Source organism: Actinomycetes bacterium (genome assembly GCA_035506535.1).
Classification (GTDB): domain Bacteria; phylum Actinomycetota; class Actinomycetes; order DATJPE01; family DATJPE01; genus DATJPE01.
Window position 1 is genome coordinate 1 of record DATJPE010000013.1, and the last position, 14,698, is coordinate 14,698.

Below are 14,698 nucleotides of genomic sequence, written 5' to 3' on the forward strand. Positions count from 1 at the left end.
CCGGCCCTCGACCAGACCGCTCGGCCCGGTCGGCCATGCGGCACTCACGTCCACCGGGCTCAGCCCGGCCAGGTGGCGCCCGGCGGCGGTGAAGGCGCGGATCGTGTCGACCAGGTACGGCACGTCCTGCGGACGTGGCCAGGTCGACAGCTTGACGGCGACGGTCCGGGTGCTGCGGTCCACGAGGACCATCTGGCCGTGGATCCCCAGGCACAGCAGTACGTCGCCGGACAGCCCTGGGGTGAACCAGAACTGGTTGCGGTACCAGCCGCCGATGAGGACCGAGTCGGAGTCCGACGAGGCGAAGGCGTGCCGGGTGTCCGCGTCGATGCGCCAGGAGTCGCGCAGCCACTGCTCCGGAACGATCGGCCGCCCGCTGACCCGGCCCTCGTCCATGAGCAGCTGCCCGAAGCGGGCCAGGTCGCGTGCCGTCGCGGACACGCCCCCGTCGTGGATCGCCGACCCGACGCCGTCGCAGGTGATGTCGGCGTCGAACTCGGCGCCCATCGGTGCCCAGATCAGCGTCGAGATCAGCTCGGCCATCCGGGTCCCGGCCGCACGCTCGCAGACCCAGCCGAGCATGTCGGTGTCCGCCGAGCGATAGACGAAGCCACCGCCGTGTGGGCCGTCGGACCCAAGCGTGGTCAGGTAGCGGTACATGCCGTGCGAGCTGTGCTCGTCGTCGGGTCGCCACCCCATGTGGCGTTCCATGACGCGCACCTCGGCCTCGGGGTCGAGGTAGGCCTCGCTGAAGGCCACGCCGGTGCGCATGTCGAGCAGGTTGCGGACCGTCGCGCCGTCATACCCGGAACCTTTGATCTCGGGCACGTAGTCGGTGACGGGAGCCTCGGTGTCCAGCCGGCCGTGGTCGGCGAGGATGCCCGCCACGCAGCCGACGATGGACTTCGACACCGACATCAGCAGGTGCGGCGACTCCGGGCGCATCCCACCGTAGTAGCGCTCCAGGACCACCCGACCGTCGTGGAGGACGACGACCGCGTCGGTCCACGTGTCGGCGAGGACCTCTTCGACCGTCGACCGGCCCGCGGCCAGGCGGGTCACACCTACCTCGTCCAGGGAGGGCGGGTTCGGGTGCCAGGGCAGCGTCCTCGGCTGCTGGCCTCGCGCGATCCGGTGGGTGGGGATGATCTCGCGAAGGTGCGTGAACGACCACCGGTTGAACGGCGGGTCCTGCCAGTTGGCCAGCGTCACCAGGGAGTCCGGGGCGGGCGGGAATCCCGCCATCAGGTCGTCGGCGCACATGTCACGACCAGTATCGGCCCTGGGGTCCCCTTCTTGAGGAAGCCCCCTGTGTGCTGCGCCACGTGTCCCTCGGCGTTCCCGAGCCTGACGTCGCTCCGTACGGGCGATCCGTCGTGACCGGTCGTGCGGTGGCTAGCCTTGGCGTGACCAGCCGGCCCTCATCCGCGTCCGGGCCTGGCGGAGGTGCTCGATGACGCAGGAGTCGGAGCCCGCGCAGAAGGTGCTGTTCCTCAACCCGCGGTCCGGGGGTGGCAGGGCGGGGCGCCTCCATCTGGCGAAGCGGTGCCGCGACCTGGGTGTGCGTCCGGTCGTCCTCGGTCCGACGGACGACCTGCGGCAGCTTGCCCAACAGGCGCTCGACGGCGGCGCAACCGTGCTCGGCATGGCCGGCGGCGACGGATCGCAGGCTGCCCTGGCATCGGTCGCGAGTCGCCACGCGATCCCTCTTGTCGTCGTGCCCACGGGGACGCGCAACCACTTCGCGCTGGACCTCGGCCTCGATCCCGACGACCCGACGGAGGCCCTCCAGGCGTTCGTCGACGGCGTGGACGTGACGGTCGACCTCGGCGAGGTGAACGGCCGTGGGTTCGTCAACAACGCGTCGGCTGGTATCTACGGGTCCATCGTCCAGTCGCCTGAGTATCGAGACGCGAAGCTGCGGACGAGTCTGGAGGCGTTGCCCGAGATGCTGGACCCGCGGCAGCCGGAGCCCGACCTGCGGTTCACCCTCCCGTCGGGGCAGCGGGCGAGGAGTGCCCAGGTGATCCTGGTGTCCAACAACCCCTACCGGCTCCCCGCGCCGCATGGGGCGGCGCGGCCGCGTCTGGACGGGGGAGTCCTCGGTGTGGTGGCGGTCATGCTGCCGCGGCTGAACGACGTCGACGCAGTCGCGCGTCTCGAGGGGGTCGGCGAACGGCGCCCCCCGCCCGGATTCGAGGAGTGGACGGCGCGGGAGTTCGAGGTCGACTCGGGGGCACCGATCGATCTGGGCATCGACGGCGAGGCCGCGACACTGGACCCGCCGCTGCACTTCACGACCAGGCCCGGCGCCCTCGTGGTGCGCCTCCCGCGCGCCGCGCGCGAGCGGGCCGAGGCCGGCCGGGCGGGCCCCCTCCCTTCGCCCCTGGAACTGCCGGACCTGCTCCGGCTCATTGTCGTCTCGCCGCGGCCGCCCAGTTCAGCCGGTGACGCACCCGAGCCGTCGGCAGGCCCGAGGGCCGCTGGGGCGGTGGGACGGCGGCTTCGCCACCTGATCAGCGGCTGGGACGGCCGCGTCTACGAGGCGCTCGCCGATTCGCGGACGAGCGCCCTCGACCGGCCCATGCGAGGGATCGCCCGCTTCGCCGACCACTCCAAGCCCTGGCTCGTCAGCGCCGCCCTCATGGCCGTCGCCGGGCCGCGCGGACGCCGGGCCGCACTGGCCGGGCTCGCCGCCGTCGGCGTCACCTCCCTTGTCGTCAACCAGCCACTGAAGTGGGCAGGGGGCCGGCGCCGCCCCGACCGAGTGGCGGCTGGCGTGCCGCGGTCGCGATGGGTGCCCATTCCGGAGTCCACGTCCTTCCCCTCCGGCCACGCCGCGTCGGCCGCCGCGTTCGCGACGGCGGCCGGCCATGTGCTGCCGCTGCTGCGTGGGCCTCTGGGGGCGGCCGCGGCCGCGGTGTGCCTGTCTCGCGTGTACACCGGCGTCCACTACCCCAGCGACGTGGTGGCGGGCGCGCTCATCGGCGCGAGTGTCGGCCGCGTGACCTCGATGCTCGTGGCTCGTGCCTACGCGAGCCCGAGCGCTCGTCGACTGGGGTGAGTGACGGGACTCGAACCCGCGACACCCGGGACCACAACCCGGTGCTCTACCAGCTGAGCTACACCCACCATGAAGCGCCGGGGGCGCGCCCCCGGCAGGGTCAGCAGTGTACGGGACCTCGTGGCCGGCTCAGCCAGGCGTTTCGCCGCTGTCCTCGGCCGACACCGTCTCCGACCCGAGGCTCGACCCGATGGCCCGAGCCGTCTCGGAGTCCGGGCCGGGCGCCGGCACGAAGATGGCGGCCCGGTAGTAGCGCAGCTCCTCGATGGACTCGCGGATGTCGGCGAGCGCCCGGTGACCGCCGTTCTTCGCGGGCGCGTGGAAGTACGCCCGCGGGTACCACCGGCGCGCCAGCTCCTTGATCGAGCTCACGTCCACGATCCGGTAGTGCAGGTGCGCGTCGACAGCGGGCAGGTCACGGGCCAGGAACCCGCGGTCGGTGGCGACGGAGTTGCCCGCCAGGGGCGCGCGGCGCGGCTCGGGCACGTACTCGCGCAGGTACGTCAGCACGCGCGCCTCGGCCTCCTCGAGTGTCACGCCCTGGGCGAGCTCGTCGAGCAGCCCCGACGAGGTGTGCATCACCCGGACCACCTCGGGCATGGTCTCCAGTGCCGAGTCGGGCGGCTTGATGACGACGTCGACCCCTTCGCCGAGCACGTTCAGCTCGTCGTCGGTGACCAGCGCGGCGATCTCGATGAGCGCGTCACGTTCCAGGTCGAGACCCGTCATCTCGCAGTCGATCCACACCAAGGGGGGGTTCACGCCCTCCAGCCTAGGGAAGATCAGACCAGTCGCTGCGTCCACACGAGTGCGCTCGCCGCACCGAGCACCGCGATGAGCAGCGCCAGGCCGGAGAAGATCGCGGTCACGTCGTGGGTCCGCACGACGTAGGCCACGTCGCGACCGATCTGGTGATAGATGGAGCCCAGCTGGCCGGAGGTGTGCGCGTCGAAGGTCTTCCCCGAGCTCTCGGCGGCGATGCGCGCCATGGTCTGCGGGTCGTAGGGCACCGGTACGTCCTGCCCGCCGACGTTCACGCTGCCGCCGGAGGTCCCGAACGCGATGGTGTCGATCGGCACCCTGGCGGCCTTGGCCTGCTGCGCGGCGGCGTCGGCCGCGGCGGTCGGCGACAGGTTGCCGTCGCCGACGGTCGGCGTACCGTCGCTCATCAGCACGATGACGGCGGGCACCGGCTTGCCGGAGGAGCTCTTCGGCATCCCCTCGATGGCCGACAGGGCGGTCTGGATCCCCGCCGCGGTGGCGGTCCCTTCGCCCACCTGAAGGGCCCCGATGGCCGACAGCAGGCTGGCCTTGTCCCTGGTCGGCGGGACGAGGAGGCGGGCGCTGCCGTCGAAGGTGACCAGGCCCACCTGGACCCCCTTGGGCAGCTTCTCGACGAAGTCCCTCGCCTCGTTCTCCGCGGCCTGCAGCCGGCTCGGTGAGACGTCGGTGGACGACATCGACGCCGAGGTGTCGAGCGTCAGCATGATCGTCGCCCGGTCGCGCGGCGTCCGCATGGCCATCGCCGGCTGCGCGAAGGCGAGGACCAGCACCGTCAGCGCGAGCAGCAGCGAGGCCGCGGGCACGTGCCGCTGCCAGCCGGAGCGCTTCGGGGCGACGGAGTCCAGCAGGTCGAGGCTGGTGAAGCGCACGACCTGGGCGTGCCGACACCGCTGCATGACCAGGTAGGCCACGAGCAGCGCGATCGGCGCCGCCAGGAGGACGAGGCGCCAGGCGGACTGGAAGGTCATCGGGGGGTCCCTACGGCGGTGAAGTGGTGGGCGGACAGTCGGCGCCGGTCGGCCGGGATGGTGGCGCGCATCCGGCTGTGGCGCATGGCGTAGGTGAGGGTCGCGGTGAGCCAGTCGTCGGCGGTGGACAGGTGCAGGTAGCCGGCTCCGGCGGCGTGGATGCGGCGGGCGATCTCGGCGGTACGCGCCGCCGCGGCGTCGGCGTAGCGCGCGCGGAGCGCCTTCGACCTCGTCTGGACATAGCGCTGGCGGCCCGTCTCGGTGTCGACCACGCCGAGGATGCCCACGTCGGGCAGGGTCAGCTCGCGCGGGTCGGTGACGTGGACCGCGACCACCTGGTGGCGCTGGGCCAGTGCCCGCAGCGGGCGCGCCCAGTCGTCGGTGCCGAGGAAGTCGGAGAGCACCACGACCTGGCTGCGCCGGGCCTGGCCGACGAGCAGCCGGCGCATCGCAGCGGCGAGGTCGGCGTCGGGAGAGGGCGCGCCGTCGCGTCGCGGGCTGTCGTAGAGCGTCGAGAGCGTGGCCATGAGCCAGGTACGTCCGCTGCGCGGCGGCGTGGCGAGCAGCGTGTCGCCCCCGGCGAGGACCAGGCCGAGCCGGTTGTGTCCGCGCACGGTGAGCATGCCGAAGGCCGCTGCCGCCCCGAGCACGACGTCGCGCTTCTCCGCCCGGGCGGTGCCGAAGTCCAGGCTCGCCGAACGGTCGGCCACGAGCCAGGTGTCGATCTCGCGCTCGGCCTCGGTGGTGCGCACGTGGGTCTCTGCCGAGCGCGCCGTGAGGTTCCAGTCGATGAGGCGGGCGTCGTCGCCTGGCTGGTAGGCGCGGGCGCCGGCCCGCTCGCTGCCCGGACCCAGCTGCACCGTCTGGTGGTCGCCGGAGGCGCTGCCGTCGAGCCGGCGCAGCACCTCCAGCTCCAGCCGGCGCAGCACCGAGGCGCGCGCCGCGACCTCGGCGACGCCCGGCGCGCCCGGACGGGCGTCGTTGCTCATCCGGCGGCCTGGGTCGGGGCGGGGCCGTACACGACCGGGGCCGGCACGGTGTCGTGACGGGTCGCGACGCGGGGCGCCGGGACGTGGGTGAGCACGCGGCGGACGACCTCGTCCGGGTGGATGCCCTCGGCGAGGGCGTCGTAGGACAGCGACACACGGTGACGCAGCACCTCGGGGGCCACGTCGTAGACGTCCTGCGGGACGACGAAGCGCCGGCCACGCATGACCGCGAGGGCCCGGGCTGAGGCGATGAGACCGAGCGTGCCTCGCGGGCTGGACCCCAGCGAGACGAGCCGGTCCAGCTCCTCCAGGCCCCAGGGGCCCGGCTCACGGGTGGTCATGACCAGGCGCACGGCGTAGTCCTGCACGGCGTGGTGCACGAAGACGCCGCGGACCACGTCCTGCAGGACGGCCAGCTGCTCGAGGGAGAGGACCTGGGAGACCGCGGGGACGCCGCCGCTCATGCGCAGCGCGATCGCGCTCTCCTCCTGGTAGGTCGGCTGCGGGACGACGACGTGCATGAGGAACCGGTCGCGCTGGGCCTCCGGCAGGGCGTACACGCCCTCGGACTCGATCGGGTTCTGGGTGGCGAGGACCAGGAACGGCGACGGCAGGGCACGAGTCGTCCCGCCCACGGTCACCTGACGCTCGGCCATCGCCTCGAGCAGGGCCGACTGCACCTTCGCCGGCGCGCGGTTGATCTCGTCGGCCAGGACCACGTTGGCGAAGATGGGACCCCACTCGATGTCGAAGTCCTCCCGTGAGGGGCGCCAGATCCGGGTGCCGACGAGGTCGGCGGGGACCAGGTCAGGGGTGAACTGGATGCGGGCGAACTGGCCGCCGACGACCTTGGACAGCGTCGACACGGTCAGCGTCTTGGCCAGACCGGGGAAGCCCTCGATGAGGCAGTGGCCGCCTGCGAGCAGGCAGACCATCACCCGCTCGACGAGCCGGTCCTGCCCGACGACGACGCGCTTGACCTGGAACATCGCGTCCTCCAGCAGCGCCGCGTGCTCCGAGCCGGGGACCGGCGAGCCGGGCGAGGCTGCCTGGTACGTCGGCTGCGGCTGCTGGGGGGCGTACTGCTGCGGGGCCGGGTAGTCCTGTGGGGCGTACTGCTGCGGGGCAGGGGCCTGCTGGGTGGGTCGGGCCTCGGACGGGCTGGCGTCGGTCGAGCTCACGCGGTGCTCCTCAGGCATCGGGAGTTGCACGGTTGGCTGGGTGGAGGGCTGGGGCTGCGGGACGGGTGACCGGGAGGGCTGGGGCTCCCACGGGTCCACCGGGATCGCCTGGGTCATCCGACCGGCCCTTCGCCGAGGGTGACCGTCTCGGTGTGGCTGTTGCCGAACGGGTCGGTCCAGCTCACCGAGACCTTGTCGCCGGGGTGGTGCTTGGTCAACGCCGTGTGCAGGGCGTCCGCCGAGCTGACGGTCTGGCCGCCGAGGGCGGTGATGACGCTGCCGGAGACGATCCCGGCCTTGTCCGCCGCCGTGCCGGGCGTGACCGCGGCGACGGGCACGCCGTTGACCGAGGCGCCGCCGAAGCCGTTGGTCGCGATGCTCACGCCGAGGAACGCGCTGCCGCCGATGTGCACGGTGCTCGAAGACTTGCCGGCGATGATCTGCTTGGCGATCGCGGACGCGGTGTTGATCGGGACGGCGAAGCCCTGGCTGGCCGTGGACTGGAAGCTGTTGGACTCGGCGCCCGCCGTGATGACGCCGATGATCTTGCCATCGGAGCTGGCGAGCGCGCCGCCGGAGTCGCCGGCCTGGATCCCGGCGTCGGTCTCGATGAGGCCGGAGAGCTGCTCGGACGTGCCGTCCGCCTCGTCCTGGGCGGTGATCGACTTGTTCAGGCCGGTCACGGTTCCGGTGGCCACGCTCGGCGTGCCGCCGACCCCGCCGGCGTTGCCGACGCCGACCACGTCGTCGCCGATCTTGACCGTCGAGGAGTCGCCGAGCGGCGCGACGGTCAGACCCGAGGCGTCGGCGAGCTTGATGACGGCGATGTCGTGCGTGGCGTCGTAGCCCAGCACGCTCGCGTGGTAGGTCTTGCCGGTCGCGACGACCGTGACGGTCATCGACGTCGAGCCGGCTACCACGTGGTGGTTGGTGAGCACGAGGCCGTCGCTGCTGAGGATGATCCCGGTCCCTGCGCCCTCGCTGCCGTCGTAGCCGATGCTCGAGACGATGTCGACCAAGCCCGGGGTGACCGCGGCGGCTGCCGCGTTGGTGGAGGTGCCCCCGTTCTGGCTCTGCGAGCCCGAGCCACCCTGGCCGGTGCTGCCCTGACCTTGGGAGCCCTGACCCTGGGAACCCTGACCCTGGGAGCCGGTCCCGCCCTGGCCCAGCCCGTTCTGGTCGCTGCCGCCCTGGCCAGTGCTGCCCTGACCGCTACCGCCCTGGCTCTGCGAGCCGCTGCCGTTCGAGCCCCCGAAGCCGGGCGTGCTCGGGGCCGTCGAGGGGGTCAGCGGGGCGGTGATGTTCGGGGTGTTCGCGGCCGTGGGCTGCGAGGAGTGCCGCGGGATCGCGCCGGTGACCAGCGCCCCGAGGACGAGGAGAGCGACGAGCACGGCGGCGCCGGCGGCCATCAGGGCGCGCTTCGACGGACCCTGCGGGGCGGGCGGTGTGGGGGTCGCCGGGACCTCCGGCGCGGCGACCGTGGTCGTGGGCCAGGTCGCGGCCTGGGTACCCGGGTCTCCCCAGAGCGGGGAGGTCCAGTCGTCCTGCCGGGGGTCCGTGGGGGTCCCCGAGGGCCAGGGGCTGCTCATCTCATACCTCCGTATCAGCCGGTGTCCCGGCTGCCACGAAGTCTTGCCCGAGTTCCTGAGACCCGACCCGCCCGTACCTGAGAGGTGCCTAAGAGTCCGCGCACGTCGGGGCCGCCGCCTCCGCCCCGAGGACGTGGATCAGCCGCACGGCGTCGTAGGGCGCGGCGCCCTCGACGTCGTTGTCGAAGAACGCGTACGTCGCCGCGCCACGTGCGCGCCACCCGCGCAGCCGCTGCGCCCAGCTCTGCAGCGCCTCGTCGCTGTAGCGCCCGGAGTACAGCTGTGCGGAGCCGTGCAGCCGCACGTACACCAGGTCCGTCGTGACCTGGTCGAGCACCGGGTAGTGACCGGCGGTGTCGGCCACGACGAGCCCCACGCCGTGCTCGGCGAGCAGGGCGGAGCAGCGCGGGTCGCGGAAGGACTCGTGCCGCGGCTCGACGACGTGCCGCAGCGGCCGGTCCTCCTCGGCCTCCGTCAGCGCTCGCCCGGCCATCCGCTCGTCGTGCTCGCGTGCGAGCGCCGCCGCCAGCCCGGTGGTGCGCGGGAGCAGGTCGAGGAAGGCCCGCAGGTCGTCGGCGTCGAAGGCGAGGGTCGGGGGCAGCTGCCACAGCAACGGCCCCAGGGCCGGGCCGAGGGCCAGGACGCCGGAGGCGAGGAAGTTGGCGAGCCCCTGGCGGGCGTGGTGCGTGCGCTTGACGTGGGTGACGTACCGGCTGCCCTTGACTGCGAGGACGAAGCCCGCGGGCACCTCCGAGCGCCAGCGCGCGAAGGTCGTGGGCCGCTGCAGGCCGTAGAAGGTGGCGTTGACCTCGAGCGCGCTCGTCCGCTCGGCCAGGTAGGACAGCTCCAGGCGCTGGGGGAGCCCGGCGGGGTAGAAGTCCCCGCGCCACCGCGGGTATCGCCAACCCGAGGTGCCGACCCGGACCAGGGGTGCGGCCACGGTCAGCTGCTGGGTGTCCTCAAGACGTTGGTGATCGCGACCTTGGCGCCCTGCACGTTGTCCTTGGTGATCGAGTACAGGGGGACCTGCTGGCGCGAGGTCTGTCCCGGGTCGACGTTCTCCACGTTGGCCGTGGCCGTGTCGAGCAGGGACTTGCCGCTCGCGTTCGTCACGGACAGGTTGATGAGGTAGTTGGACGTGTCCGGCGTCGAGTTGGTGACGCTCACCTGCACCTGCGCCAGGCCCGAGGAGGTGAACGTGATGGTCTGTGCGACGCGTACGTCCTGAGCGGCGTTCTGACCGCTGCCGTGCGAGGAGCCGACCGCGTGGATGAAGAAGGCCACGATGACCGCGAAGACCACGACCACCAGTGCGACCCCGACGATGATGGTGGTCAGGCTGACCTTCTTCGGCTCTGGCGTGGGCTCCAGCTCCTCCTCGCCCGAGTCCTCGTAGTCCTGGTCATCGGCGTCGTCGTCGGAGCCCGCGGGCCGCTCGTCGTCACTCATGGGGCTACCCCTCGCGTCGATCTTCTAGCGCGAGGCTAGTCGCCCGAGCCGGCCCGAGCGCCCCACTCGCCGGACTCGGTCGGGGACTGCTCAGCTGGCTGCGAAGTAGCCGCGATCGAGGCTGGCGATGCGGGCGCCGGTGCCGCTCTCCGACGTCAGGTCGAGAGACTCCTCGAGCTCCGATCCGTCCTGGTACCCGAAGACGGTCAGATGATGCGACGACGTCTTCGTGAGCGTGTGGGTGTCCCCGCCGCCTGATGGCCCAGTGGACATCGTCGTGTAGAACGCGCCACGCGTCGAAGGCAACGGTCGGGTTGGACCGGTCCTTCGCCTTCAGGCCCAGCGTCGTTGTCACGTGAGGTCGAACCTGACGTACCCAGTCGGGTTGCCCACGGCGTCGACCCCATGGGCGACGGCCGTGACGTCGGTATCCACCGTCGATGAGGGTGCGCCGTCCACCTCCGGGATGGCCACCCAGTGCACGTGGTTGTCCGTCGCTCGATAGACCACGCGAGGTTCGCTGGTCTGCGGGTCGTTCATGCCGACGGCTGGCTTCCCCGGGGCTTCTGGAACCGACCCTTGCGCCCAGCCTGGCGTCGCCACTCCCAGCGAGTAGCCAACGGCCAAGCACAGCCCCGCCTTGGCCAGTCGACGCGATTGCTTCCCCAAAGACCCGCTCATGGCCATCCCGACCCCCTGTCGGCGCAGCGAATGAGCGAGGTCTAGCGGGCCCAAGGGTTTCAGTGAACCCGAAACTGGGATCTACGTACCCGGTCGCCTGCTACGCCGAGGCCGTCCCCCCGGCAGGATTCGAACCTGCGACATGCGGATTAGAAGTCCGCCGCTCTATCCAGCTGAGCTACGGGGGGTCGCGTCCAGGGTACTGAGATCTCCTCGGGTGCCCGGGCGTCCGACTCGTCGACGACGTCGTCGCCCCGAGACAGCAGGCCCATGCCCCCGAGGATCAGGGCGCCTCCGAGCAGCTGGACCGGTGTCGGGCGGCCGAGACCGGCCACGGCCGCGGTGATGACGCCGACGACGGGCACCAGGTTGACGGCGACCCCCGCGACGCCCGTGCGTACGTGCGGAGCGGCGTAGGACCACAGGACGAACGGCACCGCGAACCCGACGAGCCCCTCGAGGCATGCCAGTCCGATGATGTGCGGGGGCGCAGCGGTGAGACGACTGCCCTGGTGGTGCCAGGACCACAGGACGTACGGCAAGGTCAGTGCGATCGCCGCGACGCCCTGGCGGAAGACGAGGCCGATCGGGTCGGCTCCCAGCGCGAGGCGGCGGGCCGCGACGGCGTACAGCGCGGCGACGAGCGCTCCGAGCACGACGAGCACGTTGCCCACGGCACTGGTCGCGCCGCCCGACTCTGCCAACGCCACCAGGACGGCACCGACGAGACCGAGGGTGAGGGCGGCGCCCTCCGGCCGGCGCAGCCGTTCCCCGAGGACCAGCCAGCCGAGGAGGGCGATGAAGGCGCTCTCGAGTGCCAGGAGGATGGCGCCCGCAGCCGCGCTGGTTCGTTGCAGCCCCAGGTTGACGAGCACGTAGGCCAGTCCCGGCTCGAGCGCGCCGAGCACGACGGCGGGTCGCCAGGCGCCCAGCAGTGGCCGACCGAGGGCTAGTGCGGCGACGGCCACGATCGCGGTTCCCGACACGTTCTCGACGAGGACGAGGTCGGCGGCAGTGAGGCCTCGCAGGACAGTGGTCGCCAACGGGACTGAGAGCCCCCAGACGAACGCGGCCGCGAACAGCGCGATGGGCGCGCGCTTCATGGGTATCATCCTTCCTAACCATCAAACTATCAGATGATGGTTATATCCGCCTCCCCCGACAGCTAGCCTTGTCTCGTGACGCTCGAGGTGCCCGACCGGGTCGGCGGACGTCTCGCGCTCGATTTCGTCAACACCGTCGACCCTCGTCACGCCGAGGACCGGCGCGACTACCTCGCGAGCTACGACGCCCTTCTCGCGTGGGCCGACGCCGCCGTCGACGAGCTTCCCGTCGGGTTAGCGACCTTGCGCCGCATGGCGGCGGCCGATCCGGCCGTCGCACGACACGCGCACGCGAAGGCACTAGAGCTTCGCGAGGCCCTCTACCGGCTGCTTACCGCGTCGGCGGGGCGCCGTCGCGTCGACACCGGCGACCTCGACGTCGTCAACGCCGCGATCCGCGAGGCCACCGACCGCGTGGTCCTGCGCCGTGCCCGTGGCGGGGGTGTCCGCGACGCCTGGGAGCGGGAGCCCTCGCTCACCTCACCGCTATGGCCGGTGGCGCTGGACGCCTGGTCCATCCTCACCGAGGCCGACCTCGGCCGGCTGCGCGAGTGCCCGGGGGGCGGCGACTGCGGCTGGCTGTTCCTCGACACCTCCCGGTCGGGCACCCGCCGCTGGTGCGACATGCGGACGTGCGGGAACCGAGCCAAGGCCCGGGCGCACTACGCGAAGGTTCACCCGCTAGACTTACGGTAGCGTAGGTTACTCACTGGTAGGCAACGCGGAGGCGGGGGCACATGTCACCGACACGACGTCGAGCGGGTCGCGCCAAGCTGCACGGCGAGGTCATCGCCTACGAGGACATCCCCGCTCCGGGGCCCGTGGCCGTGCTGATCCACGGCGTGGGCTCGAGCCGGGACACCTGGGCCACGGTCGTGCCGTTGCTCGTCCAGCGGGGCGTCCACGTGCTCGCGGTCGACCTCCCGGGCCACGGTGGGTCCTCGAAGAGCCACGGCGACTACAGCCTCGGCGCCCTGGCCAGCAGCGTGCGCGACCTGCTCGACCACCTCGGGTACCAGCGCTGCGTCCTGGTCGGCCACTCCTTGGGCGGCGGCGTGGCGATGCAGTTCGCCTACCAGTTCCCCGAGCGCTGCGAGGGGCTGGTGCTCGTCGCGAGCGGTGGTCTCGGTCAGGAGACCAACCACCTGCTGCGAGCCGCGTCCCTGCCGGGCGCCGAGCTCGTCATCCCGCTCATCTCGCATCCATGGACCGTCGACGCCATCTCCCGCGTCGGCACCGTCCTCGGTGCCGTCGGCATCGGTCCCGGCATGCTTTCCCCGGACTCGATGACCGTCCTCGCGGGGTTGCACGACCCGCCGACGAGGGCTGCGTTCCTCGCCACGCTGCGCGGGGTGGTCGACATCTCCGGGCAGCGCGTGTCGGCCATCAGCCGGCTGCCGGACGCGCGACTGCCGATCCTGCTCGTCTGGGGCGACCGGGACCCGGTGATCCCCGTCCAGCACGGGCACGCCGCGGCGGCGGCGATCCCCGACGGCAGGCTGGTCGTGTTCCGGGGTGCCGGTCACGAGCCGCACCGCTACGACCCCGAGCGCTTCGCCGAGCTCGTCGCCGACTACCTCGCCCGCCTGCCGGGCCTCGATCCGGCGTCCACAGCCTGAGCGTGCCGCTCGGTACGCACAGATCCGCGCGTACGGCTTCCAGCGGCACGGCGTACCCGGCCAGCCTCGCCCTCGACCGGTGGGCGGTCCACCGGCAAGGTGCGAGGAGAGGCCCGCCGTGAACGACATCTGGACCACCATCGTCGGCAACGTCGCCACCACCCCCAAGACGTCGCTCACCCCGGACGGCGTCCCCGTCACCTCGTTCCGGCTCGCCAGCTCCCGCCGCTATCAGGACCGGGCCACCGGCCGCTGGGTCGACGGCGCCGCGTCCTACGTCAGCGTGACCTGCTGGCGCCGGCTCGCCGAGAACGTCTCCTCCTCGGTGAGCCTCGGGCACCCGCTCGTCGTCTACGGCCGCCTGACGATCACCGAGTGGGAGCGCGACGGGCGCAAGGGCTCCAACGCCGACCTCCTGGCGCAGGCGGTCGGCCACGACATGTCCCGCGGTACGTCCTTGTGGGCCCCCTCGCCCCGCCGCCAGGAGGCGCCCAAGCCGAGCGAGGTGGTCGAGCCGGCCCCGGCCGCGAGGCCGGGAGCGGAGGCGGCCTGACGCCCGACACTAGGCTTGCGCGTCATGGCGGAGTTCATCTACGTGATGCGCAAGGCGCGCAAGGCCCACGGCGACAAGGTCATCCTCGACGACGTCACCCTCGCGTTCTACCCGGGCGCGAAGATCGGCGTCGTCGGGCCGAACGGCGCCGGCAAGACCAGCGTGCTGCGCATCATGGCCGGGCTGGACACCCCGTCGAACGGCGACGCGACGCTGTCTCCCGGCTACACCGTGGGCATGCTCGCGCAGGAGCCGACGCTCGACGACGCCAAGACGGTGCTCGAGAACGTGCGGGACGGCGTACGGGACACCCTCGCGCTCCTCGAGCGCTACAACGAGATCTCGGAGCAGCTCGCCGACCCCGCGGCCGACTACGACAGCCTGCTCGGCGAGATGGCCAAGCTGCAGGAGCAGATCGACCACAAGAACGCCTGGGACCTCGACTCCCAGCTCGAGCAGGCGATGGACGCCCTGCGCTGCCCGCCCGGCGACGCCGACGTCTCGGTGCTCTCCGGCGGCGAGCGGCGTCGGGTCGCGCTGTGCCGGCTCCTGCTGCAGGCACCGGACCTGCTCCTCCTCGACGAGCCGACCAACCACCTCGACGCCGAGTCGGTCCAGTGGCTCGAGCAGCACCTCGAGAAGTACGCCGGCACCGTCGTCGCCGTCACCCACGACCGCTACTTCCTCGACAACGTGGCGCAGTGGATCCTCGAGCTCGA

At 72.1% G+C, this 14,698-nt stretch carries 15 protein-coding genes and 2 tRNA genes; 5 read left to right on the forward strand and 12 right to left on the reverse strand.

Translation table 11 applies throughout. The annotated features are described in order from the left end of the window. Positions 1 to 1,263 (reverse strand): serine hydrolase (locus VMI11_02115; protein ID HTY71200.1); only part of this gene is annotated, 1,263 nt, incomplete at its 3' end. 190 nt (positions 1,264 to 1,453) lie between these two features. Here VMI11_02115 and VMI11_02120 point away from each other — a divergent pair. Further along, positions 1,454 to 3,064 carry a phosphatase PAP2 family protein gene (locus VMI11_02120; protein HTY71201.1) on the forward strand — a complete coding sequence of 537 codons (1,611 nt, stop codon included), beginning with the start codon at positions 1,454 to 1,456 and terminating at the stop codon, positions 3,062 to 3,064. Here the strand turns inward: VMI11_02120 and VMI11_02125 are convergent. The 11 genes from VMI11_02125 to VMI11_02175 form a co-directional block, all read right to left on the reverse strand. Further along, a tRNA-His gene (locus VMI11_02125) sits at positions 3,057 to 3,132 on the reverse strand. The two genes, VMI11_02120 and VMI11_02125, sit on opposite strands and share 8 nt — an antisense overlap. Before the next feature lie 61 nt (positions 3,133 to 3,193). Beyond that, complete coding sequence (gene orn / locus VMI11_02130; GenBank protein HTY71202.1) at positions 3,194 to 3,826, reverse strand: oligoribonuclease; 633 nt, start codon at positions 3,824 to 3,826, stop codon at positions 3,194 to 3,196. A 20-nt stretch (positions 3,827 to 3,846) separates the two neighbouring features. Further along, positions 3,847 to 4,815: a VWA domain-containing protein gene (locus VMI11_02135; GenBank protein ID HTY71203.1), complete on the reverse strand. Its 969-nt coding sequence runs from the start codon at positions 4,813 to 4,815 to the stop codon at positions 3,847 to 3,849. Continuing rightward, on the reverse strand, positions 4,812 to 5,804 hold the full coding sequence (locus VMI11_02140; GenBank protein HTY71204.1) for a DUF58 domain-containing protein: 993 nt from the start codon (positions 5,802 to 5,804) through the stop codon (positions 4,812 to 4,814). The genes VMI11_02135 and VMI11_02140 overlap by 4 nt, the downstream gene beginning before the upstream one ends. Then, a complete protein-coding gene (locus VMI11_02145) occupies positions 5,801 to 6,793 on the reverse strand; it encodes a MoxR family ATPase (protein HTY71205.1) in 993 nt (330 codons plus the stop codon). The genes VMI11_02140 and VMI11_02145 overlap by 4 nt, the downstream gene beginning before the upstream one ends. A gap of 305 nt (positions 6,794 to 7,098) precedes the next feature. Continuing rightward, positions 7,099 to 8,574, reverse strand: coding sequence for a trypsin-like peptidase domain-containing protein (locus VMI11_02150; protein ID HTY71206.1), 1,476 nt, complete (start codon positions 8,572 to 8,574; stop codon positions 7,099 to 7,101). Between the two features lie 88 nt (positions 8,575 to 8,662). After that, a complete protein-coding gene (locus VMI11_02155) occupies positions 8,663 to 9,514 on the reverse strand; it encodes a DUF72 domain-containing protein (protein ID HTY71207.1) in 852 nt (283 codons plus the stop codon). A 2-nt stretch (positions 9,515 to 9,516) separates the two neighbouring features. After that, positions 9,517 to 10,023, reverse strand: coding sequence for a hypothetical protein (locus VMI11_02160; GenBank protein ID HTY71208.1), 507 nt, complete (start codon positions 10,021 to 10,023; stop codon positions 9,517 to 9,519). Positions 10,024 to 10,113: 90 nt separating this feature from the next. Next, on the reverse strand, positions 10,114 to 10,329 hold the full coding sequence (locus VMI11_02165) for a hypothetical protein (protein ID HTY71209.1): 216 nt from the start codon (positions 10,327 to 10,329) through the stop codon (positions 10,114 to 10,116). A 45-nt stretch (positions 10,330 to 10,374) separates the two neighbouring features. Next, positions 10,375 to 10,563: a hypothetical protein gene (locus VMI11_02170; protein ID HTY71210.1), complete on the reverse strand. Its 189-nt coding sequence runs from the start codon at positions 10,561 to 10,563 to the stop codon at positions 10,375 to 10,377. A gap of 255 nt (positions 10,564 to 10,818) precedes the next feature. Beyond that, a tRNA-Arg gene (locus tag VMI11_02175) sits at positions 10,819 to 10,892 on the reverse strand. A gap of 990 nt (positions 10,893 to 11,882) precedes the next feature. On the opposite strand from VMI11_02175, the gene VMI11_02180 reads away from it, so the two are divergent. From VMI11_02180 to VMI11_02195, 4 genes are all read left to right on the forward strand, one after another. After that, positions 11,883 to 12,503 (forward strand): ABATE domain-containing protein, encoded by a 621-nt coding sequence (locus tag VMI11_02180; GenBank protein ID HTY71211.1) that lies wholly within the window; start codon positions 11,883 to 11,885, stop codon positions 12,501 to 12,503. A 41-nt stretch (positions 12,504 to 12,544) separates the two neighbouring features. After that, positions 12,545 to 13,426, forward strand: coding sequence for an alpha/beta fold hydrolase (locus tag VMI11_02185; GenBank protein HTY71212.1), 882 nt, complete (start codon positions 12,545 to 12,547; stop codon positions 13,424 to 13,426). A gap of 118 nt (positions 13,427 to 13,544) precedes the next feature. Further along, complete coding sequence (locus tag VMI11_02190) at positions 13,545 to 13,979, forward strand: single-stranded DNA-binding protein (protein ID HTY71213.1); 435 nt, start codon at positions 13,545 to 13,547, stop codon at positions 13,977 to 13,979. 24 nt (positions 13,980 to 14,003) lie between these two features. Continuing rightward, a partial coding sequence (locus VMI11_02195) for an ATP-binding cassette domain-containing protein (GenBank protein ID HTY71214.1) occupies positions 14,004 to 14,698 on the forward strand: 695 nt, incomplete at its 3' end.

Excerpts from the sequence above, each read along its gene's own strand:
- VMI11_02170 (HTY71210.1), bottom strand. The coding sequence starts at position 10,563 with ATGAACGACCCGCAGACCAGCGAACCTCGCGTGGTCTATCGAGCGACG.
- VMI11_02150 (HTY71206.1), bottom strand. The coding sequence starts at position 8,574 with ATGAGCAGCCCCTGGCCCTCGGGGACCCCCACGGACCCCCGGCAGGAC.
- VMI11_02145 (HTY71205.1), bottom strand. The coding sequence starts at position 6,793 with ATGTTCCAGGTCAAGCGCGTCGTCGTCGGGCAGGACCGGCTCGTCGAG.
- VMI11_02135 (HTY71203.1), bottom strand. The coding sequence starts at position 4,815 with ATGACCTTCCAGTCCGCCTGGCGCCTCGTCCTCCTGGCGGCGCCGATC.
- VMI11_02120 (HTY71201.1), top strand. The coding sequence starts at position 1,454 with ATGACGCAGGAGTCGGAGCCCGCGCAGAAGGTGCTGTTCCTCAACCCG.
- VMI11_02185 (HTY71212.1), top strand. The coding sequence starts at position 12,545 with ATGTCACCGACACGACGTCGAGCGGGTCGCGCCAAGCTGCACGGCGAG.
- VMI11_02160 (HTY71208.1), bottom strand. The coding sequence starts at position 10,023 with ATGAGTGACGACGAGCGGCCCGCGGGCTCCGACGACGACGCCGATGAC.
- VMI11_02140 (HTY71204.1), bottom strand. The coding sequence starts at position 5,804 with ATGAGCAACGACGCCCGTCCGGGCGCGCCGGGCGTCGCCGAGGTCGCG.